The following is a 24090-nucleotide window of genomic DNA, read 5'->3' as shown; positions in this document are numbered from 1 at the left end:
CATACTTTTCCTATGTTACACCAAACAAATATTGGACGAACACTTGTTTTTTCAGCGTCGGTTTTGTTGTCAGGTGTGATCTTTGTTGCTAATATGAAAGGAATCAATATAGTTTTATCTGTAGTGATTCCTTTTAAGTTTTTTACCGATTTTTAATCAGTTTGTATTCTAGAAGAACCTTCGATTGAACCTTTATCGCAATCAAAATAGTAAAAGCCACCCCAAGTGCTCCATTTTTGATTGTTACCACCTAGGAAAAACTGTTTTTCTCCGAACAATGTCCAAAAAAGCACAAGATGATTTTCTGACAGATATTTTTCAATGTAGTCTTTCCGAATTAATAAATATTCGTTTTTATCATCGATTTTATGTTCAAATGCTACCAACTCATTATTATCAGAATAATAACTACCATCAATGTCTTTCTGCTTTAAGTGTAACTTATAGACAATATCCATACAAGGATGATCAATTCTGGTGGATTCACTTTGAGAAGCATCATAAGTAGATTCCCAAGCGGTAGATGAATACGATACCATATATTTTGCGATTACTTTCTCAATGTGTTCGGTTCTCTCGGTAGGTATTTCTATATACTCAAGTATCCCTTCTTCCAGTTTTTCTTTATCAAGTTCTATTCCGATATCTTTTACAATTCTAGTCTCACCAGTATCAACAAGTAAATCAATTAAAGGATTGCCTTCCACTTCAACAAAAGACTTTGCCCAAGGATATTCTCTGTTGAAGATTTCAGTATGACAATTTGCATCTTGCAAACGGTAATCGTACAGATTACTAGACTCCAATTTCTTCTTTACATCCCAAAAATCATCTTTTTCGACCAAATATCCGGTGGCTATTGCCCAAATCCATTGATTACCCATGTCAGTTACAGAACCAAAGGTTTCGTAATGGTTTTGTTTTGATTCAAGCTTTTTATAAATATGTAGTGAAATCCACTCTATGTTATTATTATCTCGTATAAGGATATTGTTTGGAAAAGATTTAAATAGCTCGGAATCGTTATTGACCCATTCTTCAATATCTTCTTCTTTATTGCTAACAATAAATTGATTAGCATACTCTGGAACTATTATTTCAGATTTGTCAAAAGACAATAAAAAGTTTTGATTCAAAGTCGGATCAAAATCACGTACATATATATTCCAAGGCCCTGTATATGGTGAAGGAACCTCATCATAGTTTTTTAATAGGTGTGTATCGGAAACTCTCGCAAGAATATTCCAAAAAGTAATCCATTGATACTTTTTCCCAATTCTTTCCGTCTTTTTGTCATCATGCCTTGAATATAATCGACCATAAGGAAAAGGCACATCATTTTTAAAATAATCGTTCTTGTACTCTAAAGTGTCTCGTATATATTGCATAGCATAATGATAGAGATTCTCAATATCAACATTATCAAATTTTTCTAGACCCGATTGGAAAACATATCTGCCAAAATCGCCGTATGCTGCGGGAGCATTAGGAAGATTTGGGCGCATTGACAAATAGATTCTATTAAAGCCTGAATACGAGCTTCCTTCTTTATAATATTCTTCATGTTCAACCGTAGGAATAGTATCAGAGTTGTATGGTGGATTAATAATTGAAATATCAAAATTTAATTCATTAGGAAATTCGTATAGAAATCGTTCAATGATTAACCGAGCATAATCTCTCAACAGAATATCAGGAAATACTTTTTTCTGTTTGAATATTCGAGTATACACATAGTTAACAAGCTGTGTGTATTCACGTTTATGCTCCGATTCTCTTTTCACGCATGCGCCAAATACTACACCGAATAATCTTTGACTTACATATGGATCATTTACGGATTCAAATTTCCTTAGAATATATTCACAAAGTTCAAAATTGTTCTTCAGCAATTCAACCATAGCCTTTGAGGTTGTATCTCTCAAATATCTATTAGACGAAGTTAGAATCCAAGACAACAATATAAGCAACAGTTTCACACTTTCAGAATCCAATGGACCAAGCGAATGTCCGTTATCAAAATATTCGACAATTTGAACAAGTCGATCTTCATCACTCATATCGTTAACATATATTGTCCAAAGATAATCTCTATAGTTCAAAGGGTATTTTATCAAAAGTGAATGAAGAAATTCAGCATTAAGTTTATGATTTGGCTTGGTGCTGTTTTCAATCAGTAACCTCCATACTTTGTTAGGATCAAAATTATGATTATTTATAAAATCCTTAAATGATTTTTGATTTATAGTTATATTTTTACGCCAACTGAAAGACTCTAGATACTTCTCACATAGATAATCAACTTCATAGGGTTCATCCAATGTGCTAGTAATATCTTCAAAGAAGTCGTGTGAAAACTTTTCAGCACATAAAGAACAAACTGCAATAAAACTATCCTCATTAATGCGTTTGGTTATTTTACCATTTTCTATTTTTAGTAGATTGGTAATTAGTCACTGCCTTCAAAACAAGCAATCAGTAAAATTCTCGATAAACAGTGCATTTTTCATCGAAATGTGCTATAATAAGTGCAAGAAAATAATCAAGAGCAATAAAAAAGCTTGCACTTAAGTTAGAGGACAGTATGTATAAGTTCCATAGAAATCAACAAATGAGTTTTACAGATTTCAATCAGCCCGCAGGGATGCAGATGGATCCTGAGAACCGCTGGGTAAAGAAGGCTGCGAGTATACCGTGGTACGACATCGAGATAAAATATGCCGCGCTGTTTCCGAGCGAGACCGGTATGCCGGCAAAACCTTTACAAACAGCTCTCGGGTCGCTGATGATCCAGAAGAAATATGATTATTCCGACCGTGAGCTTGTCGAGCAAATCAAGGAGAATGCCTACTACCAATACTTTATCGGACTTCCGGGATATTCTTATGAAGCGCCTTTTGCGCCGTCACTTTTGGTAGAGTTTCGCAAACGTCTGACAGATGACATCCTTGAAGACATCAACGAAATGATGATCCAATTCAATCTGCCTGAAAACAATGAAGACGATGATTCGGATAACAACAGTCACTCCGATGGCGGCGAGGATGCTGAAAGCAAAGAGAATGAGAAATCCGAAGCAGACAACAAAGGCACATTGATTCTTGACGCTACCTGTGCTCCTCAGAACATCTCTTACCCGCAGGACATCAATCTGCTGAACGAGGCAAGAGAAAATCTTGAATCCATCATAGACGATATCTGCTATACCTACAATTTTTACAAGCCAAGGATGTATCGCAAAAACGCGAGAAAAGATTATCTGAATTTGGCGAAATGCAAAAAGCGTACCAAGAAAAAGATCCGCAAGGCGATCAAGCAGCAGCTTCAGTATATTCGTCGAGACCTCGGCTATATCGATATGTTTGTATTAGCCAACGGAGTAGTTCTTACCGAAAAGCAAGCCAAGCGGTTAACGGTCATCAAAGAGCTGTATGAACAGCAAAAGTACATGTATGACAACAATGTTCACAGCGTCAAAGACCGCATCGTCAGTATTTCTCAGCCGTATATCCGACCCATCGTGCGCGGCAAAGCAAAAGCTCCGGTAGAATTCGGTGCAAAGCTGGATATGAGCATTGATGAAAACGGATTCGCACGGTTAGAGAGATTATCCTTTGACGCTTACAATGAAGCGGATGTGCTCATCTCGGCAATAGAGAGATACCGCAAGCGAACCGGACGCTATCCCGAAAGGGTGCTGGTCGATCAGATATACCGCAATCGGAACAACAGAGCTTTCTGCAAGAGCAAGGGTATCCGTATATCCGGTCCGGCTTTGGGGCGTCCAAAAAAAGAACCGACGCCGGAGGAACGCAAAACTGCATACAGTGATAACACGGATCGTATCGAAGTCGAGCGAGGCTTCAGCCTCGCAAAGAGATGCTGCGGCTTGGGACTCATCAGAACGAAGCTCGATACAACGACCCGTTGTTCCATTGCGCTTTCCCTACTGGTATTGAACCTCGAAAAATTAGCAAGAGGTTCTTTGCGCCGATTTTTGGGATTCCTGTACGACGTAATATCAATGCTGCTGAAGCTGAAAAATAACCTCATATCCGTTTCGTGCGGTTAATGAGCAGAGACTAATTATATAGTTTACTAAATCATTACTATCAGAGAATTTCTGAATAATAAATCGAGCGTGTAGATAGTCTGTTAACAAATGATAACTTAACTGATAGTATTCTACATTATCATTTACGAAACTAACAAGAATACTTGCTCTTTCTAAAATCGTTAAACAAAGTAGTTTTAGAGATGTTATACCGTATGTTTGCCAGAATTCTAATCTAAGCAAATCGGTCCGTGTAATACTGGTTATATTATTATCGACTTGAAATTGTATAATTTCATAAATTAATTCATTCAGTATTATTATGGATGGATCAGCATTTAATGCTTTTGTTAATTCTGTATTTGCGTTAACTATTAATTTATCAAACAAATCAAAAACATTGAAATCCAGTCCAATATCTGCTGTTCTATATACCTTACAAAAAATATTTAAAAACAGGGGTTTTGTCATTTGATAATTTAGACATAAAGAAGGAAGAAATGGTATATTATAGAAATTTAGAAATTGCTTAATCGCATCAATAGAGTTTTCAGAAAAGCCTCCATGAACAAGCTGAACAATTGTTTTATTGTTCAGCATTTCTTTTATACTATCGTCAAGAACAAATGACTCGTATCCGGAACGTATAGATAAAGCCAACTTAACAAATGATTGCTTTTCAATCTTATTGATTATTTTATATAATCCGGCTTTCCAAATATCCCTATAACTACTTTCGTTAATGGCGTCAATAAAAATTACTATAGTTTTTTGTTGTATTTCACCTATACATTCAATTATGCTTAATAACTCATCAAAACTAAAATCTAAATCAAGATTGTTTATAATCTGATTATCCAGATACTCATCATTAATAAAGGTGTTTCCTAACATCAAAATTGAATAGTTGCCATTATCAATTGCCTGTGACGCTTTCCTTGCAAAAAGATGTGATTTTCCTACACCAGCATCTCCTTTAAGAATAACTGTTTTTTTACTAATTAACGATTTTTCTAAATTATTAAATAATAAGCAATTACTTATTTCAAGTAACAAACTAGATATAATATGTGTTTGTTTTTTTAAACGTCCTATTTCTTCTTTATCATTTGAGTCATCTAGTGATGTGATGATTTTTTGATTGTTTTCTTTTTGAGCTTGTAGCGTAAATATGTCAGATGAAAGGTTTTTGTTAATTATATTATTCCATTCTAAACAGCAAGAAAAGTCCGAGGTGTTTACATCCGGTAACGATTGAATCAATTCGTATAAACTATTTATAGTTTGACTATAATCACTATATCTCCACCGTGAATCTTTAATTTGTTTTATTGCTTCAGCTTTCCTATTATTAATTGTTTTTACTGCGTTATCACTAAGTGAAAACAATTCAATTTGGTTACTTATCGGTGTATTGACATCTAAGTCTTTATTATACTTTGCGCCTAACGATGATAGATTCTCGTTAACTTGTTCTTTGAACCATTCGTCACTAATACCATGGCTAAAAAAGAAATATGTGGCTACAACTTCGTTTTTCATTGCTTCATCCAAAATTGAATTATTCGAAATCAGTTCAAGTTCAATATTTGCAGTCTGAAGTAAAGAAACAATATCCTTATAAGGCTTACTTGTTGTCGTAAGATCTATATTACAATAAAGATATATTCGATCTAATTTGTTTCTGTAATATTTTATAGCATTTTCAGCAGAGTGGCGAATTTGAGTATAACAATCAGAATTTAAGCAATCAAAATACTTTGATTGAAAGCTAATCAGTTTTCTGCTGTTCTTATCCTTCACTGGTTCGATTTCAACACCCGGGTTGTTTGGATTAGAATGCGGAATTGTCTTACTATCTAAGAATTTATAACAAAACAGCAATCTACACATATTCTCAAATGCAGTCCTTTTATCTGCATTTGCTGCTTCAAAATTTGCCCAAGAAATTCTTTTTTTGTTAAAATACATCATATCTATACCGCCATTCTTTTTATTACATTAATTATATAACATAATGGTTATAATTTCCATAGTTAAGTGATTTAATAATAATAGAAACCATACTTGAAGAATTTATTGTTTAAAATTTGAGTCTATTAATAATCCACACATTCGATTTGTTTGATAATCTTGTGTATAATGAAACAACTAAATCAAAGGAGGATTCTCAAATGGAAAAGTACAAGTATGATAAAATGAATGGTCTGTGGTATGAACTTCAAGGAGATTACTATCTCCCTTGTCTTACCTTACCTCCTGGAACAAACGATAGACCGATCGGAGTATGGACGCAGGCTCACAAACGATATCTTCTCAACTAGCACAAAATCCGCTACACAAATTTGCTCACAAGCTGTAAGCTTACTGCTTATCTTGCCGATATTGATGAAGAAGCAAATGAAATGTTCAACAGGAGTGTGAATCAAATCGCCCAGCAGGAGGGTGTAACCGAACAGCTCAAAGCAGATAATCAAATGCTATGGGTACGGAAAATGAATAGCATAAGCAATCAGGCATCGGAGATTGTCAGCAACGAATTAATATATACATAAAAGTTATGGCGAAGATGATTTGTTTCATCTTCGCCCATTTTTTATATTGACTGTATATACTCCGATAGAGAATTAGCTATTTTTTCTGGATTTGAATTCGGGTATGTCTGATACACTTCACCATCGGAAGATTGCCAAATTACAATGCCATCGATATTTGTTTGTTCTATAACATACATATCAGTTGGAACATGCGGATTGTAATTTTTTTCTTCTTTAGTCACGTAAACAACATTTAGCCTTTGTGAGTTGCACAATCCCGTTAATTCATGATTATCATAGCTTATTAACCCATAGTGTAGTAAATACATCTTGTATTCTTTGTTAAAACACAAATTTAAATCTCTTTCTGCTGATTCTATCTCAACCTCTTTGACTCCTTTGCCAAAATACAGATTGGGTTTATTATTTATGATATCTGAAAATTTATTCATTTCCATTATCCTCCCACCAAATTCGCAAAGGCTTGCCAGAATAATTTTCTTTGCTCATCCCAATTGTTTCCAGCAGCATGAACATCTGAGCCAGTTCCAAATTCATGCCAAATTTTGCTATTCCCTGCTAAACGATGTTCTTCTCTTGTCAATATCGCAAGCGTTGAATCGACTTCTTGCCCGATATGATGTAGCTCATATGGAACACCTGTAGAATCAAGAGGAGCTAATCCTTGCTGCATTCTCACTAGATTAGTTCTTCCCATTTCATCAATGAAATTCAAATCAATATCACGCACTAAAGCAGTTTTGTAGTTGACTAAACGAGGAGTAATTCCTGCTTTTTTTAAAATATTGTACTGCTCCATCGTTTTTAATTCTTTTATAACATCAAGAGGAATTTTCGATTCCTTCTGAATTTGAGCAACCTGATTCATTGTTAATCCGCCTGATGTTGCTCCTTTAAGCGCCATGGCTTCACTTGCTCCACCGGTAAGTGCGCCTGTTATAGCTCCCCACTTTAAACCTTCACTTCCCGAAAGCATAGCTGCTTTCATAGATTCATCAAAATCTTCCGTTTCTATTCCGGTTATTACGCCTGCAGCAGTTCCCCCGATAAGTGCAGAAGAAGCAGCGGCAATCGCTCCTGATTTTGCTGACGCTGCAAAAATTGCAGCGGCTGCTGGAGCGCCTGCTCCTTCCGTAGCGACTGTTAAGACAACACAAACAAGTATAACTCCTGTTCCTATTGCAACATTCAATAGAATCTTATCATAAGTATCATCGTAAGGTTCAAACTTTTCTACCGTCGTTTTTCCATCGTCGCCGAGTGTGAATACATATTTTGTACCTGAAAACTGTTTATCAAGTTCATCCTTGGTATAACCAAAGTAAATATTGGACTTGCTGTTGTACGCAGCTTCTTCTAAATATTCTTTAGATATATATACTGCTTCAACGTTTTCCACAACATATTTTTTTGTATCTATATGGTCAATAACTTCAGCATATACAGCATCTTCCATATATTTTGCTAATCGCGGATCGCTTAAACCTTCAAACTCAGGGACGCTATCAGTATGGTTATTCTTCAAATCGGCTATAGTTGTTTCTGCTGTTGTTTCGCTTTCTTTTGATTCAACCTGCTCATTCTTTTGCGCAGAACAACCTTGCAATATCGAAAGCATAATAAGCAGAGATAGAATCAGCGCAATAGATTTTTTCATATAACGCATCATATTATTCTACCTCCTGATCCTCTGTGAATGCTTCAATATTAACATACTTAGGCTTTTTCCTCTTTTTCACCGCAACAACAATAATGATAACAACGATAATAACAATCAGCGCTGCGCCGCCAACAATAAACCACAAAAGATTGTCTGTAAAGAAATCGCCCTTTGCGGAATCTTGAGTAGCCATATTGGGCTGGATGTTTGCTTCATCAACCGGAATGGTCTCGTGGCTTGTAAGCATAATGCTTCCGTCGTTTTTGACTTTTGCTCCATTTGCAATGTAATCATTTACATCTTTGACCGATAATCCCGTTGCAGCAACCGCTTTTAGAACATCGTTTTTTCCGACATATATTCTTTTTGTAGTAAGCTGCCCTGTATAGCGATTGCTTGAAGTAATCGTATATATTCCTTCTTCGGTGTATTCTTCACCATCTTTAGCCGGACGATTAAAGCGTACATCTTCCGCAAGTCCGTTTGCGCCTTCATTCAGAACTTCTTTTTTTATATTTATATCCAAATAGCGGGAGTTAGCGAAATCGAGATAAAAACCATTTTCTGTTACCGATGTGTTGCTTAATTCTCCTTTTGTTTTTACATCAAACGGATAAACCATACTATTTCCGTTTCGGACAGAGAATTTGAAGAATATTTTATAGTTTGAATATGTAGGGATAATTGATACATCAAAAATCTTGCGTGGATCGTTCTTGATTTCATAGTCAAGTGCTACTTCATAATCGCCTTCCTCACATAATTCTACTTCTGTATCTGCGTTGGGAGACGCTTTTGCGGCAAGATAATCTTTGTATTCTATCGGATCGCTCTTTGCGTTGGTATAGTCTGTTTTTCGAATAATCAAAGCTCCACGCCCGAAATTTGTTTTTGGAACGCTGAAATATTCATCAAAGCCATTGCTATCCTCTGATATTGATAAGTTTTCATCATTATTCAGTTTATCAATATTTTGCTTCAAACTAAACCACAGCTGAACCTTATCGCCAACGTTTTTTAAGAATATAGGAGTGTTATCCTCCCCCTTAACGGTAGAGGTAAAACCATCAACATAGAATTCACCGATTTTCCAGTTGAAATGGACATCGCCTTCTGTGATTTTTTCATCGCCTTTATAACCGTTATCCCATCCGGTTTTTACTGACTCGCCTAAATAATATCGATTGCCTGATTGCTTTTCTGATTCTTCTGCCATTGCGCTAATTGTTGCAAGAAACAAAGCTATTGTTATTACAACAACCGATACTATCTTTGTTACCTTTCCCTTGTTCATAAAACATTCCCCAGTAAATAATTCAGTATTCATATAGACTAAACTCAATATTGATACCCGATTTTGCCAACGCCGATTACTCCACGACGAATAATAGTAATTCCGAATTTGTCATATTCAAACGCATCCGGAGTAAAGGCATCAAACTGAAAGCTATCATACTGAAAAGTTTCATAATCGAATTTTTCGTAATCGAAAACATCGATTCCGATTTCATCTAATATTTCTTGCGGCAACTCGTAATTTTGATCCACCAAGCCAAAGAAAGTACAGCCGGAATCAACGCAAAACGACATAAACAGACTGTGCCCTATATTGTAGGCGAATCCGCCAATTACACCGCCGATAAAGCTGCCGAGCATATATGCCGCCATTGCAAGTGGAGGTATTTCGACAAACCACACACTTGCTGCGATTCCTCCGCCCACAGAAAAGGCTGTTGTTATGTACAATCGAGACATTTCCTCGGCCATTTGTGCTTTATTGATTCTGCCTGTAGCAAGTCTTATTCCGCTTTCCAACGTTCCAATCATCAAAACAACAGCCGTAGAAATCATTGACGCATTTGCTCCCATCAACGTAGTTCCCAGCTTGCCGCTTTGACAACAAGCTACAAGTGCAGCTGTAATTGAACCGTTAATAAATCCCCTTGCAGCAGAGCTCAAGCCCTTATATCCCATCTCCGCAAACAGCTTAGGATCTATTTCACCTTCGGAAACGAGCATTGATATTCCGTCAATAATTGTGGGAGCTATTCCTATAACGAAAGAAATAACTGCTGCACTTAACCCGGCTGAAAAGGCTTCGCTCATTATGTCTTTTGCCGTCACTAACTGATTAATATCTAAACCGCATTCTTTTAATAATTCTTGATCGAGGTTTCCTTCTTTTGCTGCTCTTGTTAATCTTTGAGCGTCTTCTCTGCTGAGCGGAATTGATTTATTTCCTTTTTTATCAGACAGAATATCTGTTAATGTTGCTTGTACCTCTCTGTATCGAGCTACTTGATCCAGCTTTCCGTTTGCTTGCGCTACCGCTATTTTTTTATCTAACAGTTTTTGAGCATCTAACAATTGATTGGTGGGAATAAGCTTTGCTTGACCTTGATACATAGACTTATGCATATCTTCTTTCTTGATTTTCCTTTTTCCAAGGAATTCTTCAAGCGATTCATAGCTTTTTCCGGCTTTCTCTGCTTTAGCTTTAAGATGCATATATCGTTCATATGGTGTTTCTGATTGAGCAGCATATGAGCTTTTAGCATCTTTATAATACTTCAAACTGGCTCTGCTTCCACCAAATTCCACGTCTGCGGAAGCAAAAGTGTTTACATCGGGCGCTTTGGCTGTTGCGACAGAATGATGAACGGCGGAATCAGCGTTAAAAGTTCCCGAATGCCATATCTCAGCTACAAATCCTTGAAGCTTATCAGCCGGCAAATCAGTAGATTGAACTTTTGCCATAATATCATTTGAAATAGATTCAATCTGACTGTTTATTGTATCAATCCAAAGCTGTGACATTTGTCCGCCCAAAGCCGCACCCATATTATCGGAAACAAACTTTAGCCCTTGTTCAAAAGCAATACTCATTACTTAATCTCCATAAATCCAGCAAGTCCGTCTAAATAAAAGCTTAAGACGGCATATCTTAACATCTGGTCGGAAATCAATTTGCTTGATTCGATTTTAGTGCTGATTTTAAAGAAATCTGTTCCTTCATTTTTTGCTTTTTCTACAGGCGCACCTTTGATTTTTCCAAACAATCCTTTTACAGCTTTAGTACCCTTTCCAAACGCTTCTCCAATACCATCGGTGTGAGTAGCTTTTTTGATAGACTCAGTATCTGCTACGCTATCATCAAAGCATTTTGTTAAATCGATGTATTTCTCATAAAAATCATCATACAAATCTTTATTGCTAAAAAGTGTATTTGATTCAATATATAATACAGCCTTATTTCCTATTGAGCCGACATATACACCGTATTTAGTCATATCCTTGTCAAACCTAATACTCGGAATAACGGCTTCGGAAGATTTGTTCTTCCCTATGAAGATAAGCTTTGTATTTGAGCCAAGTTGAGCCTTATTATCATTATATATATCTTCGTTCCAGACAACTGCTTCTACACTTCCGTCTTTAATTCCTACAACGGTATTGTTTTCGACTTCATCATCCTTAAGTGTAATAAGCGACGATAACAATTCAGCATATACAGATTCCTTATCACCTGTAACGATTATCAGTTTTTTTACCATTCCGCCAATCATAATGATCCCTCCTGTGTGTTAAATGCTGAAAATATCTATTTCCTATATTATAACATACCCGGAAAAAATATCAATTATAAAGTCATAAAAAACGAGTATTCTAGAAGCAAAGTCCCATATATAGGACAGATGATTTGTTAAAATTATAATAAGAGACCTAAATTGAAAAAGTAAATGCAAGTTTTTGGAGTATTTTTGAGAAATAGTGTTGCAATTAGTTTTGCAACAAGGTAGTGTGATATTGAGTGATTACTGTCTGCGGAAAAGAGGTAATCATGAAACAAATAACACTAAGCGACAGGATAGTTATTGAAGCAGGAATCTGCACAGGAAAATCAATCAAAAAGATATCCGAGGATATCGGCAAAAATCCGTCAACTGTTTCCAGAGAAATCAGAACAAACAGAAGCTACATCCGTGGTTCATTTTATCTTAACAACGATTGTAAATATGCGCGGCATTGTGCACGAAAACACATTTGTACTGACGAATACTGCGAACGCCTTTGTGTGAAATGCAGGGATTACGAATGCAGAGATATGTGCGTCAGATACATTCCTCTTAAATGTTCCCGGATTGAAAAGCCACCGTATGTATGCAACAGATGTCCAACAAAGGATAAATGCAACAAGAATCGTTACATTTATTCAGCCAAGCTTGCGGACGCTGCCTCAAGCCGTCGACGTTCCGAAACACGCAGAGGAGTTAGATTAACTGAAGAACAACTAAAGTTTATCGATGAACTTGTAACAAAACAAATCAAAAAGGGTCAGCCGCTCACTCATATTTATTCCGAACACGAAGCGGAGTTGCCGATATCTTTGAGAAGCCTTTACAACTACATAGACAACGGCTGGCTCCATGTGCGTAACATTGACCTTAGACGAATGGTGACTTACAAGCCAAGGAAAAAGAGGAAGAAAAGCGAGAAAGCAGCTGACGGAGATCAGTTTTATTATCGTTATGAGCATACCTATGAGGATTACAAAAGGTATGTCGAGAATCACCCGAATTGCTCTGTGGTGCAGATGGATACTGTTGTAGGAACAAAATCAAGAGGTCAGAGAATACTAACAATGCTTTTTATGAAAACAGGAATCATGCTTATGATTTTGATACCTGACGGGAAAGCAAAGACAGTAGTTGACGTATTTGATTTTCTTTTAAATATTCTCGGAATGGAAGATTTCAGAAGTTTATTTGACGTTATCTTGACAGATAACGGTCCGGAGTTCAGATGGACTGATTATCTGGAATGGGCGCCGTATACAGGAGAACGCCGATGCAGGGTTTTCTATTGCGATCCAATGGCTTCGTGGCAAAAAGCTGAACTCAAAAAAAATCACGAATTTATTCGCTATGTTATTCCGAAAGGGAAAAGTTTCGATGGCTACAACCATAATGATATGACAGTATTGATGAATCATATCAACAGCACCAAAAGGCTGAGCCTGAACGGCAGATGTCCTTATGAAATGGTAGCCGAAGGTGATGAGAGTATGAAACTATTAATGGAATTAATGGGAATGGACACCATCCCTGCGGATGATGTCCACCTAAAACCGGATTTGTTAATTCGGTAACCATGAAACCATAATTTAATAAAACGCAGACAGTAAAACAGACTCGCTAATCATTAAAAATGATATCTCGGCGTATTGCGTTTACTTCTGCAACGGGTAACGCGGTATGTCTGCTTTGCTGTGCTATGATTTATTAAGAAATGGCTGTTTGCAGGTATATTATACCACAAACATACCTTTTTTCATACTTATTTTTTAATTATTTGAAACTTTTTTGCTTGTTAATGATTTACTATTAACACTTAGTTTTTCATTCAAGCTTATAATAGGAGAATTTTTTTGAAAAATTTTTAAGACTTTGGAACAATTCAGGGGTAGAAGCGTCTATATAATATAGAGGCACCTAACCTCGGAAAGGAGATGAATACAAATGCCAATCAAAATCAAGCGCAAAAACGGTAAGGTCACACGGTACAAGAACTCCGAATATATCCCGCTGTTTTACTTTCTGCCGAAGTCATTGCTCTACAAATGCGGCGAGCTTCCTTTTCAAATTTCACGCTATCCCTATGAGCTGTTCACGGATTGGAAGCAGATAGAACTGATAGAGAGCGACCAATTTGCTCTTTTGATGTATGACGCATTTCACTATCTTGTGTGGGAATATATGGGATTGAATGTAGGTCGGGAGATATATTCAGGTGATCATCCGGCTTGGAAGTTTTCTCACGCACCGTCATTCTGGATAAAGACTATGCAGGACGAGGGCGTGCTACCGCCAGTCGAGAACCTTGTAAATGATATCGAGCCGACTACGTTTTTGGGCTTTGTCAGCGACGAATATGTTGACGCTGTTTTGATGGATATCGTTCCGAAAACAATGGAGCGTTTCGGAATGAATGAGATCCTCGCAGTTGTCAAGGAATATCAGTGCTTTGAAGATTTCGATTATAGAAATAGTCAACAGAAGAATGACTTTAAGAACAGCTATTATCATAAGAAAACTAAGCACCCGATGATCTCGCTCGAGGCGTTTCAGGAAGATTGCAAGAAAAATCACGACGGAGCTGAGTGGGATAAGGCGGACGATAGTATCGACTTGGAAGGCGACACAGCCGCTAAGGTTGATGTTGAGCGGTTTATGGCAGCGCTGCCCGAAAAGGACAGACAGATATTGGAACTTCGTGTTGAAGGCTATACCTATCAGGAAATAGCGGATAAGGTCGGCTATAAAACGCATAGCGCCGTTAAGAAACGCATTGACAAAATCGGAAGAAAATTTCAAGAACACACAAACACAGACATCGGCTTTGAATAGCACCTACCGATTGTTTTCGGTAGGTGTTATTTTTATGCCAAAAACACACAATTCATTATTTGAAAACTGCCCCCACTTTTCAGGGCAGTTTTACTATTTCAGGAGGTTTTTTTATTATGAAAAGTTACAAAGACAAAATCATTATCGGTATCGACCACGGTTACGGCAATATCAAAACCGCAAACCATTGTTTCAAGACTGGTATAACCACCCACGACAGCGAACCGCTATTTACAAAGGATATGCTTATCTACAACGGCAAGTATTTCCTGATTGGCGAAGGTCACAAGGAGTTTCTGCCCGAAAAGCAGAATGATGAGGATTACTATATTCTCACTCTCGCCGCTATCGCAATCGAACTTGCAGACGAAGGACTGACCGATGCAGACGTGATTATCGCCGCCGGACTTCCGCTCACTTGGACAAGCGGACAGAAAGCGGATTTTGCCGCATATCTGTCAAAGAACAAGGAGGTAGGGTTCACTTTTCGGAATGTAGATTATCATATCCGAATCTGTGATGTGAAAATCTATCCGCAGGGTTATTCTGCTGTTGTACCAATCAAGTCAACGCTCAAAGGCCTGAGTATGGTAGCGGATATTGGCAACGGTACGATGAACACGCTCTACCTTGTCAACGGCAAACCGCAGAGCGGTAAGATGTTCACCGAGAAGTTCGGCACTTATCAATGCACTCTCGCTATTCGTGAGGGCTTTATGCGTAAGACACGCAGAGAGCTGAATGATTATATTATCGACGAGGTGTTGCAGACAGGCACGACAGATGTTCCAAAATCCGACTTGGAGATCATCATCGCTATTGCGGAGAAATATGTCGCGGAAATCTTCCGCCGTCTGCGTGAACACGGATATGACGAAAGTACGATGAATCTCTACGTCTGCGGTGGCGGCGGTTGCCTGATCAAGAATTTCTATCACGCTAATCTCGACCGTGTAAAGTTCATTGACGACATCTGCGCTGCCGCAAAAGGCTATGAATATCTTGCAGACGTTTACCTGAGAGCCGAGGCGAAGAATGAAGGACGTGTATAAAATGACGGTACGTTTTGATTTAACCGACGCCCGAGAGCGTGCTCTCGCAGAATATATGCAGACTCTTGACGTTAAGAAATACCATTCACGCAACAATTTTATCATTGAAGCACTTGCCGAATATGTGGAGTTACAGTCGATCACTCGTGAACAGCACGAGGAAGATATCCGAAATATCATTCGTGAGGAAATGCGGGCTTGCTTTGCAGAGGCAAACTTCGCTCCGCAACCTTTATCAACCACTCCGGCACTAACCGCAGAACAGCAAGAGGAAGCCGAACAGGATATTCTGGACGATCTGAAAATGTTCGATTGACGGCACGATGACGGCATTTTTTAAGAACGAATTTGAGTTTGACGGCAAAACGCCGTCACTCCAATTAACCATAATAGATGAATCTAAATCAACAGCACAAGGCACAGCAGAACGGTAAAAATCACACTCCGTGGCTGTGTCTTATACTGTAGCAAGCAGGGGATTTGTACGGCAAATTCCAAATACAACAGCCCAAAGCTGCTGTAAATCTAAGGGACACCCTTACACCCGAAGAAAGAAGGTATATTATTGAACGAAAAAATGCAAGAATCGAGCTGCGTGTTACGCAGTCCGAGAAAAACAAGATAGCCCGTCTTGCCGAGAGCTGTGGCTTATCACAATCCGAATATGTCAGACAAAGGACATTGGGGTACGCACCGAGAACGGTGCTGCCTGATGTCTTTTTTCATTTCTATCAAACACTCTGCCGCTTGTGTGACGAGGTTGCCGATAAGGTTTCGCCTGATATCGAGCGTAGATTGCTTGAAACAGTAGACGAAATTCAACAGCGCCTACTTTTGCCGGAGAAATCCACAACGGCACAGATTCACGAGGAGATGATGACGTGGCGACAACAGGCTTCTGGCCCGTCAAGGGACGGTTAAAGGATGTCATCAATTACGCTCAGAATCCCGATAAAACTATCGAGCGCAAATATCTTGATGATGACTTAGCCGCCACCCTCAATTACGTTGAGAACAGCGACAAGACAGATCAGACAATGTATGTCAGCGGAATCAACTGCCCGAAGAAACGAGCCTACGAACAGATGATAGCTACCAAGCGACGTTTCGGAAAACTCGGCGGTAATGTAGCGTATCACGGCTATCAGAGTTTTCAGGCAGGAGAAGTTACGCCCGAAGAAGCGCACCGTATCGGCATTGAAACCGCCAAGCGTATGTGGGGCGATGACTATGAGATAGTTGTTACGACACATCTGAATACGGCAAACCTACACAATCATATCGTCGTAAATAGTGTATCGTTCCGCACCGGACGGAACTTTGAAAATCATATTTCCGACCATTATAAGCTGCGTGAAATTTCCGACGCGGTCTGCCGTGAGCACGGAAAATCCGTGATCGAAAACTCTCCGTTCTACGGCGGCGACAAGGCATATTGGGTACGCAAAAGCGGACGAATACCACACAAAGATATGCTGCGTCACGATGTTGATGAAGCTTTAGCCTGTACGATCAAGCCGTTTGATTTTGAATTATATCTTCGCTCGCTCGGCTATCAGTTTGTGCGGAATTTCAAATATCAGCATCCGTCGGTGATTGCTCCCGACTGGCAAAAGCCTGTCAGGTTAAGCAGTCTCGGCAAGGATTATTCCAGAGAAGCGATACTCAGGCGGCTGCAATCTCAGCGTGAGGATAAATACTTTGTAGATTTCTATACCTATACGCCGAAATCGTATTATCAGCGCCAACCGCTGATTGTGAGAATCAGAGATTTTGAGAAAAGAACAGAGCCCGATGTTATCACGGCGCTGTTCGACCTGATTATCACGATCGCCAAACTCATCACAGGCAACAACGTCCAAAAGCGTGATTACCGTCCGGTTTCACCCGAACTGCGGGCAGAAATCAGAAATCTCGACCGAACGCTGGCGGAATACCATTTCCTCCGTGACCATAATGTGGAATGCGCAGAGGATTTTGTATCTTGCCGAAAGGAAATCACTGAGCAAATCAAGGCTTATGAAAGCGAGCGGCAGCATATTCGAAATCAAATACGAAGGGCGAAAACACCCGAAGAAGATAATTCTCTAAAAGAACAATGTAGAGAAATCACAAAGAAGCTAACACCCTTGCGCAAGCAGCTTATTATCTGCGGGCGCATTGAAAACAAAGTGCCTCGACTCCGTACTTTGATCGAACAGGAAAAGCAGTTGGAGCAAGGCAGATACAAGTACAAATATTATCACCAAAATAAATCAAAACAAAGGAGTTATGAACGATGACCAATATATCAATCAACAAACTACACGAATTCAGAGACCACCCGTATCAGGTGCTCGACAATGAAGAAATGAATAGCTTAATCGAGAGCGTTCAGCAGCAGGGCATTATGACGCCGCTGATCGTTCGACCGTTGGAAAATACGGCCGACGAATATGAAATCATATCCGGACATCGCCGTTTTCGTGCGGCGCAGAAGGCAGGGCTTACAGAAGTACCTGCCTTTATTCGTCCCGTCAGCCGTGACGAAGCTGCGATTATGGTAGTGGACAGCAACCTCCACCGAGAGCATTTGCTGCCATCGGAGAAAGCTTTTGCGTACAAACTGAAGTATGACGCGTTAAAAAGGCAGGGAAAGCGTACCGATTTAACTTCGTCCCAAGTTGGGACAAAGTTAAGGACGGATAGGATTATCGCCATTGAATGCGGTGAGAGCCGTAATCAAATACAGCGCTATATCCGCTTGACCAATCTCATCCCTGAATTGCTTGAATTGATGGACGAGGGAAAAATCGCCTTCTCCGTCGGTGTTGAACTCTCGTATCTAAGCGTCAATATGCAGTATTATCTGCTGGATATTATCGAGCGTGACGACTGCACGCCGTCCTATTCTCAGGCGTTTCGTATGCACAAGGCTGTCCGTGACGGACTGATTTCACCACGATTAATCGAAAGTATTATGTCAGAGGATAAAGCGAACCAGCGTGAAACGCTGAAAATCCCGATGGATAAGGTGAGAAAGTTTGCACCTAATGCAACTGACAATCAGCTTGAAGGTTTTATCCTCAAAGCCTGCGATTATTACCAACGCTATCTCAAGCGACAGCGAGACCGTGAAAGATGAGGTGAACCTATTGAGTATAGAATTACAAACTGCGGAATATTCGGAAGAAGCGTTAACGCTCCTCGCAAAAGCACTTGTTCCGGAAATTATTGATTTTTACAATAGCGAGTTTGGTAAAAAGTATTATGAAAAGTGGCTAAAGGCTCACCCCGAATATCAGGACGAGAAAATGATTGCATAAATTTGACACATTCGATTGTTTTCTGCAAATCCTGTAATATATAAATACAGCTCTCCGTCGTTTCGGCGGAGAGCAAAGGAGGTAAAAATGAATGTAGTAATCTACGCCCGCTTTTCGAGCCACAGCCAAACGGAGCAATCTATTGAAGGTCAGTTAAAGGTGTGCTACGAATATGCGGAGCAAAATCATTATACAATTATCGGAGAATACATAGATAGAGCTGTTAGCGGTAAATATGATAATCGAGCTGAATTTCAGCGTATGATTTCAGACAGTGAAAAGCACGCTTTTGAGGGAATTTTGGTTTATCAGCTTGACCGATTTGCCCGTAACCGCTACGACAGTGCAATCTACAAATCAAAGCTGAAAAAGAACGGCGTCAGGGTGTTGTCGGCAAGAGAAAACATCACTGACGACGCATCCGGTATTCTCGTCGAAGGCGTGTTAGAGAGTATGGCGGAGTATTTTTCCGCCGAGCTTTCTCAGAAGATTCACAGAGGGATGGAGATCAACGCACAAAAATGTTTGTCCAACGGCAGCAATCCCGGTCTTGGCTTCAAGGTTGATAAAGACAGACGATTCTATGTTGACGAGGAAGAAGCCAAAATCGTGCGTGAAATATTTGAGCGATACGCCAGCGGAGAAACAAAAGCTGAAATCGTCAAGGATTTGAAACGCCGAAAAATCAAAACCTCTTTAGGCAACGATTTTACCTACAACAGTCTCAGCCGAATGTTGAGCAATAAACGGTATATAGGAGTTTATATGTATAAGGGACAGGAAACGCAGGGCGGAATGCCGAGGATTTTAGACGACGATTTATTCTACAAGGTTCAGGATATACTGGATAAAAACAAGAAGGCTCCTGCCAGAACGCACGGTGAGGGTGAGTATCTGTTGACAACAAAGCTGTTTTGCGGTCACTGTAAAAATATGATGGTAGGTTACGGCGGTACAAGCAAAACCGGCAAGCAATATCACTATTATATCTGCAAGGAAGCCCGAAAGAAACGCTGTGATAAAACAATCGTCGGCAAAAAGAAAATTGAGGACAGAGTAATTGCAGAATGCTTGAAATTGCTTACCGATGAGAATATCAGATTTATCGCTCAAAAGGTAGCCGAGGAATGTAACAAAAGTCCCGATAACTTGACGGTCAAGCAGTTAAAGAAAGCTATCCGAGAAGCGGATATCGCCATAGAAAACCTGTGGAGAGGTATTGAGCAAGGACAATCTGTTCCAATGCTGACGGAACGCCTTAACAAACGTCAGGCTGAAAAAGATGCGCTTGAAGAACAGCTCGCCATTGAAGAGAACAAGCGGATATTCCTTTCGGAAGCACAGATACTCGCATTCCTCAATTTTGTCTGCGAAATGCCGCTTGATGATGTCAACAAACGCAGAGCTATCATCAATATCCTCGTACACTCCGTCTATCTTTACGACGACCACTTCACATTGATTATCAACGCCAGCAAGAAACCGATGAGTGTCGAGGACGTACCGTTAGAGGAAATCGAAGAAGCCTTTAACTCCAATAAAACCTGCACGGAGCAGTGTTCGACTATGACGTCGCCTGCTCCACCAAAAGAAAATGCACCCAAAAGGGTGCATTTTTCTTTTGGTGAATTGAGATGACGGGAATCGAAGGCGAGCGTGCCGACCACAGGGCGGCAAAAACAGTGCAGTGCACTGTTTTTAGCGAGAGCGCTCTACAAACTTATCCGACTTAACACGCCGCATAAAACGAGCTGGAACTTATCGAATGCTGAATCACACGTTATCTCCACAAAATCCTATTGCTTGCATTACGGTTTAGTGGTAGAATATAACACAAACTAAGATGTGAAGGACTGATAATATGAACCACCTCGGCACAATCACCCTTGAAACACAAAGGTTAATACTTAGAAAAACGCTTGAAGCCGATTATGAACCGATGTTCAAAAACTGGGCTAACGACGAGCGCGTTACGAGATATTTGACCTGGACGCCGTATGAAAGCGCAGAGCAGTTAAAGAATACATATCATAATTATCTGCTTGAAAGCCAGCAAAAGCCGGATTTTTACGATTGGAAGATTGTCCTTAAGGATATTAACGAGCCAATCGGCTCCATTGGAGCTGTCGGCATTAAAGAGGACATTAAGGAAGTTGAAATCGGATACTGCCTCGGCTATAATTGGTGGCACAAGGGCATTATGACCGAAGCGTTTAAGCGCGTCATTCAATTTTTATTTGAGGAAGTCGGCGTAAACCGCATTTCCGCTGAACACGACCCGAGGAACCCACACTCGGGCGATGTGATGAAAAAATGCGGACTTCAATATGAGGGGAAATCGCGTCAGGCAGGCAAAAACATGCAGGGAATTTGCGACTTATCACGTTACGCGATTTTGAAAGAGGACTACTTTAATAATACAAAATAACTGTTCATCGGATAAACTCAAAAACAGCACATCTTGTTGTTGACATTTCCGCAAAAACACTTATAATAAAATCAGGGCAACACCTCACAATTTATTTTGCAAATTGTACGGCGTTGCCTTTAATTTTTCTTGACAATAAATCGACGGAGGCGGCTATAAAAAAAGTTTTATCAATTTTAATGATTATCTCGCTCGTGTTTATTTTCGGCGGTTGCGCGGCAAATGGCGAGCAACCCTCGAACAGTGAACAATCCTCAAACATCGAGCAATCCTCGAGCAGCGAGCAATCCACGACCGATGGCGACCAATGGAAGAATGTTCAGGTTGAGTTTGACGCGGACGACTACTACTCGCGCTTGGAAAACTGCGTTAAGCAAATTCGCGAAAAGACAGATTTTGTGCCCGACATCGCGCTGGTATTGGGCAGCGGCTTGGGCGATTACGCCGACAAGCTCAAAGTCATTACCGAAATTCCATACAGCGAGATTAAGGGCTTTCCCGTATCGACCGTTGCTGGTCACGACGGCACGCTGATTTTCTGTGAGATTGAGGGCAAAAAGGTCGTAATAATGAACGGCAGGGTTCACTACTATGAGGGCTATGATATTCACGAGGTTGTTCTTCCCCTTCGCGTAATTCACCTGCTCGGCGCAAAGACGGCTGTTCTGACAAACGCAGTCGGCGCGATTAACGCCGATTACAGCGTGGGCGACTTTGTGCTGAACGAGGATTATATTTCGAGCTTTGTTCCTTCTCCGCTGGTCGGTGAGAATATCGACAAGCTTGGCGACCGTTTTGTTGATATGACAGACGCATTTGACAAGGATTTAAATACCATCGTCGAGAACATCGCAAATCAAAACAAAATCCCGATTCACAAGGGCGTAATGATTCAGGTTACAGGCCCTCAGTACGAATCCCCTACAGAAATTAAGATGTACCGCAGCCTCGGCGCTGACACGGTAGGAATGAGCACGGTGGTCGAGACAATCGCCGCAAGACATATGGGAATGCGCGTGTGCTCGATAAGCTGCATTACGAATATGGCGGCAGGTATGCAGGATAAAATCTCTCACGAGGAAGTGCAGAATTCCTCTAACAATTCCTCTAAAAACTTTGCGGTTCTGGTAAGCGGACTGCTCTCAAAAATGTAAATATCTATAACAAAAATGCACCCTGACACGGGTGCATTTCTTTTTGCTGTTTAATTGTCCCTGAGCGCCTTTAGCTCGTCGCGCATTGATAGCAGCTAGTCAACTAACGGAGCGTAGTCCGTCTCGGTTTTTGCTCTTAAAAGCTCGGTAAGCTCGGAGCATTTGTCAAACATTTTTGTGAGCGACAAATTGCCGAGCACACCCTTAAGAGCGTGGGCAGCCTCAAAGCCTGCCTGCAAATCGCCTGCCTCAGTCGCGGCTTTGAGCTTGTCAAAGCCCTGCTCGTCGGGAATCATATTTACAAGCTTGATATAGAACTGCTCGCTGCCCATACAGCGCGACAGTCCTTCGTCCGTGTTAACTCCCATTTTTTTAATCCGTCTATGGTAATCATACTATACCTCCGTACTTAATTTAATCAGCTTTGGTTAAACATTTAGCAATCACGGCGTACAAATCCTCGGGGTCGAACGGCTTTGCAACGTGCGCGTTCATTCCGGCGTTTTTAGCGTCAGCCTTGTCGGATTCAAAGGTGTTCGCCGTAAGCGCGATAATCGGGATTTGCGAACGCCTGCCGTCCATTGCGCGGATGTGCTGTGCCGCCTCGTAGCCGTTCATTACGGGCATTTGAATATCCATAAGAATTATGTCGTATTTATCCGGCTCGGCGGAAGAAATTATATCTACCGCGACCTGTCCGTCCTCGGCACAGTCAGCTTCAAGTCCGCCGCGCTTTAGAATTTCAAGCGCGATTTCGCGGTTAATCATAATATCAGCGGAACAATCTGGCTTTTGCCGTAGCTTCTGGTTTTGTCGCGCTTGATTACCGAGCGGAAAAGCAGAATTCCGAGTATGCTCCGGATAATCAGAATGAAGAACGAAGCCGCCGACAGCCTTCCCCTTGTGTTGATTTCGGGAAGCAGAAAGTAGCCGACAAATAATACCGAGATAACCGCGCCGATCAGTCCGAAAATCATTTCTACGGCTTTTTTATGCCTTTTTCCGAGCACGAAAGCGCAGATTGAAATATACGCGTAAACTATAACCGCTCCGACTGTGGTTACGTCGACAATCCAGCCGATTGCGGTTCTGCCCAAAAACGGAATAATAAGCGAAACAGCCGCAACCATCAAAATTGCAAACCACGGCACACCTTTTTTGTTGCGCTTTTTAAACGCCTTCGGCGGAATTTCATCGTCCGCCATCGAGCAAATCAGACGGCTGAGCGCTACGAAATTGCCGATTACGCCCGTGGCAATTCCGCAGAACGCGGCTATGCCGAGCATTGCAACGCCCGTATCGCCCATGGCTTCGCGCGCGGCGAAGAAGGTCGGGATTTGCTTAATTCCGTCAAGGCTTGCGAGAGCCTTGATGTAATCTCCCCAGCCGTTAAAGCCGTCGGGCACTGCCATAGACGCGCAGAGCGTCAGCATAATATATGTGAGTGAAATTGTAATTGTTGAAACTATAAT

22 protein-coding genes and 1 pseudogene are annotated in these 24090 nt (G+C 40.4%); 13 read left to right on the top strand and 10 right to left on the bottom strand.

Going from position 1 to position 24090, the window contains the following annotated elements:
• Positions 1–152: 152 nt before the first annotated feature.
• Positions 153–2321 carry a hypothetical protein gene (locus tag AB1I50_RS09130; RefSeq protein WP_407723731.1) on the bottom strand — a complete coding sequence of 723 codons (2169 nt, stop codon included), beginning with the start codon at positions 2319–2321 and terminating at the stop codon, positions 153–155.
• 263 nt (positions 2322–2584) lie between these two features.
• Between AB1I50_RS09130 and AB1I50_RS09125 the strand changes: the two genes are divergently transcribed.
• The gene (locus AB1I50_RS09125) at positions 2585–4072 is read left to right on the top strand and encodes an IS5 family transposase (RefSeq protein WP_407723075.1); all 1488 of its coding nucleotides are present in this window, start codon (positions 2585–2587) and stop codon (positions 4070–4072) included.
• Here AB1I50_RS09125 and AB1I50_RS09120 read toward each other — a convergent pair.
• The gene (locus tag AB1I50_RS09120) at positions 4022–6028 is read right to left on the bottom strand and encodes an NACHT domain-containing protein (RefSeq protein ID WP_407723730.1); all 2007 of its coding nucleotides are present in this window, start codon (positions 6026–6028) and stop codon (positions 4022–4024) included. The two genes, AB1I50_RS09125 and AB1I50_RS09120, sit on opposite strands and share 51 nt — an antisense overlap.
• Before the next feature lie 200 nt (positions 6029–6228).
• Between AB1I50_RS09120 and AB1I50_RS09115 the strand changes: the two are divergent.
• Positions 6229–6609, top strand: a pseudogene (locus AB1I50_RS09115) (TnpV protein).
• A 41-nt stretch (positions 6610–6650) separates the two neighbouring features.
• On the opposite strand, the gene AB1I50_RS09110 reads toward AB1I50_RS09115, so the two are convergent.
• The 5 genes from AB1I50_RS09110 to AB1I50_RS09090 are packed head-to-tail and all read right to left on the bottom strand — an operon-like array spanning position 6651 to position 11838.
• Complete coding sequence (locus AB1I50_RS09110; RefSeq protein WP_407723729.1) at positions 6651–7043, bottom strand: SMI1/KNR4 family protein; 393 nt, start codon at positions 7041–7043, stop codon at positions 6651–6653.
• A gap of 5 nt (positions 7044–7048) precedes the next feature.
• Complete coding sequence (locus tag AB1I50_RS09105) at positions 7049–8281, bottom strand: HNH/ENDO VII family nuclease (protein WP_407723728.1); 1233 nt, start codon at positions 8279–8281, stop codon at positions 7049–7051.
• Position 8282: 1 nt separating this feature from the next.
• Positions 8283–9566 carry a hypothetical protein gene (locus tag AB1I50_RS09100; protein WP_407723727.1) on the bottom strand — a complete coding sequence of 428 codons (1284 nt, stop codon included), beginning with the start codon at positions 9564–9566 and terminating at the stop codon, positions 8283–8285.
• Positions 9567–9610: 44 nt separating this feature from the next.
• Positions 9611–11158 (bottom strand): hypothetical protein, encoded by a 1548-nt coding sequence (locus AB1I50_RS09095; protein WP_407723726.1) that lies wholly within the window; start codon positions 11156–11158, stop codon positions 9611–9613.
• A complete protein-coding gene (locus AB1I50_RS09090; RefSeq protein ID WP_407723725.1) occupies positions 11158–11838 on the bottom strand; it encodes a hypothetical protein in 681 nt (226 codons plus the stop codon). The genes AB1I50_RS09095 and AB1I50_RS09090 overlap by 1 nt, the downstream gene beginning before the upstream one ends.
• A gap of 275 nt (positions 11839–12113) precedes the next feature.
• Between AB1I50_RS09090 and AB1I50_RS09085 the strand changes: the two genes are divergently transcribed.
• From AB1I50_RS09085 to AB1I50_RS09035, 11 genes are all read left to right on the top strand, one after another.
• A complete protein-coding gene (locus tag AB1I50_RS09085; protein ID WP_407723724.1) occupies positions 12114–13421 on the top strand; it encodes an IS30 family transposase in 1308 nt (435 codons plus the stop codon).
• A 370-nt stretch (positions 13422–13791) separates the two neighbouring features.
• On the top strand, positions 13792–14679 hold the full coding sequence (locus tag AB1I50_RS09080; protein WP_407723723.1) for a sigma factor-like helix-turn-helix DNA-binding protein: 888 nt from the start codon (positions 13792–13794) through the stop codon (positions 14677–14679).
• Positions 14680–14795: 116 nt separating this feature from the next.
• Positions 14796–15731, top strand: coding sequence for a ParM/StbA family protein (locus AB1I50_RS09075; RefSeq protein ID WP_407723722.1), 936 nt, complete (start codon positions 14796–14798; stop codon positions 15729–15731).
• Between the two features lies 1 nt (position 15732).
• On the top strand, positions 15733–16047 hold the full coding sequence (locus tag AB1I50_RS09070) for a hypothetical protein (protein ID WP_407723721.1): 315 nt from the start codon (positions 15733–15735) through the stop codon (positions 16045–16047).
• A gap of 164 nt (positions 16048–16211) precedes the next feature.
• Positions 16212–16652 (top strand): plasmid mobilization protein, encoded by a 441-nt coding sequence (locus AB1I50_RS09065; RefSeq protein ID WP_407723720.1) that lies wholly within the window; start codon positions 16212–16214, stop codon positions 16650–16652.
• Positions 16613–18013: a relaxase/mobilization nuclease domain-containing protein gene (locus tag AB1I50_RS09060; protein ID WP_407723719.1), complete on the top strand. Its 1401-nt coding sequence runs from the start codon at positions 16613–16615 to the stop codon at positions 18011–18013. The genes AB1I50_RS09065 and AB1I50_RS09060 overlap by 40 nt, the downstream gene beginning before the upstream one ends.
• Positions 18010–18855 carry a ParB/RepB/Spo0J family partition protein gene (locus AB1I50_RS09055; protein ID WP_407723718.1) on the top strand — a complete coding sequence of 282 codons (846 nt, stop codon included), beginning with the start codon at positions 18010–18012 and terminating at the stop codon, positions 18853–18855. The genes AB1I50_RS09060 and AB1I50_RS09055 overlap by 4 nt, the downstream gene beginning before the upstream one ends.
• A 10-nt stretch (positions 18856–18865) precedes the next feature.
• Positions 18866–19036, top strand: a complete 171-nt coding sequence (locus tag AB1I50_RS09050) for a hypothetical protein (RefSeq protein WP_407723717.1) — start codon at positions 18866–18868, stop codon at positions 19034–19036.
• Positions 19037–19123: 87 nt separating this feature from the next.
• Positions 19124–20674: a recombinase family protein gene (locus tag AB1I50_RS09045; RefSeq protein ID WP_407723716.1), complete on the top strand. Its 1551-nt coding sequence runs from the start codon at positions 19124–19126 to the stop codon at positions 20672–20674.
• A 223-nt stretch (positions 20675–20897) separates the two neighbouring features.
• On the top strand, positions 20898–21464 hold the full coding sequence (locus tag AB1I50_RS09040) for a GNAT family N-acetyltransferase (RefSeq protein WP_407723715.1): 567 nt from the start codon (positions 20898–20900) through the stop codon (positions 21462–21464).
• Positions 21465–21643: 179 nt separating this feature from the next.
• Positions 21644–22618 carry a purine-nucleoside phosphorylase gene (locus tag AB1I50_RS09035; protein WP_407723714.1) on the top strand — a complete coding sequence of 325 codons (975 nt, stop codon included), beginning with the start codon at positions 21644–21646 and terminating at the stop codon, positions 22616–22618.
• A 95-nt stretch (positions 22619–22713) separates the two neighbouring features.
• Here the strand turns inward: AB1I50_RS09035 and AB1I50_RS09030 are convergent, their stop codons facing one another.
• The 3 genes from AB1I50_RS09030 to AB1I50_RS09020 are packed head-to-tail and all read right to left on the bottom strand — an operon-like array spanning position 22714 to position 24087.
• Entirely contained in the window at positions 22714–22986 is a 273-nt protein-coding gene (locus AB1I50_RS09030) for an Hpt domain-containing protein (protein WP_407723713.1), read from the bottom strand.
• A gap of 46 nt (positions 22987–23032) precedes the next feature.
• Positions 23033–23386: a response regulator gene (locus AB1I50_RS09025; RefSeq protein WP_407723712.1), complete on the bottom strand. Its 354-nt coding sequence runs from the start codon at positions 23384–23386 to the stop codon at positions 23033–23035.
• Positions 23383–24087: an amino acid permease gene (locus AB1I50_RS09020; protein ID WP_407725332.1), complete on the bottom strand. Its 705-nt coding sequence runs from the start codon at positions 24085–24087 to the stop codon at positions 23383–23385. Before AB1I50_RS09020 ends, AB1I50_RS09025 begins: the two co-directional genes overlap by 4 nt.
• Between the last annotated feature and the right edge of the window lie 3 nt (positions 24088–24090).

It is taken from the genome of Ruminococcus sp. NATIVEDY161, from assembly GCF_045819895.1.
Classification (GTDB): domain Bacteria; phylum Bacillota; class Clostridia; order Oscillospirales; family Acutalibacteraceae; genus Ruminococcoides.
This window is presented reverse-complemented; position numbering and strand designations above follow the sequence as displayed.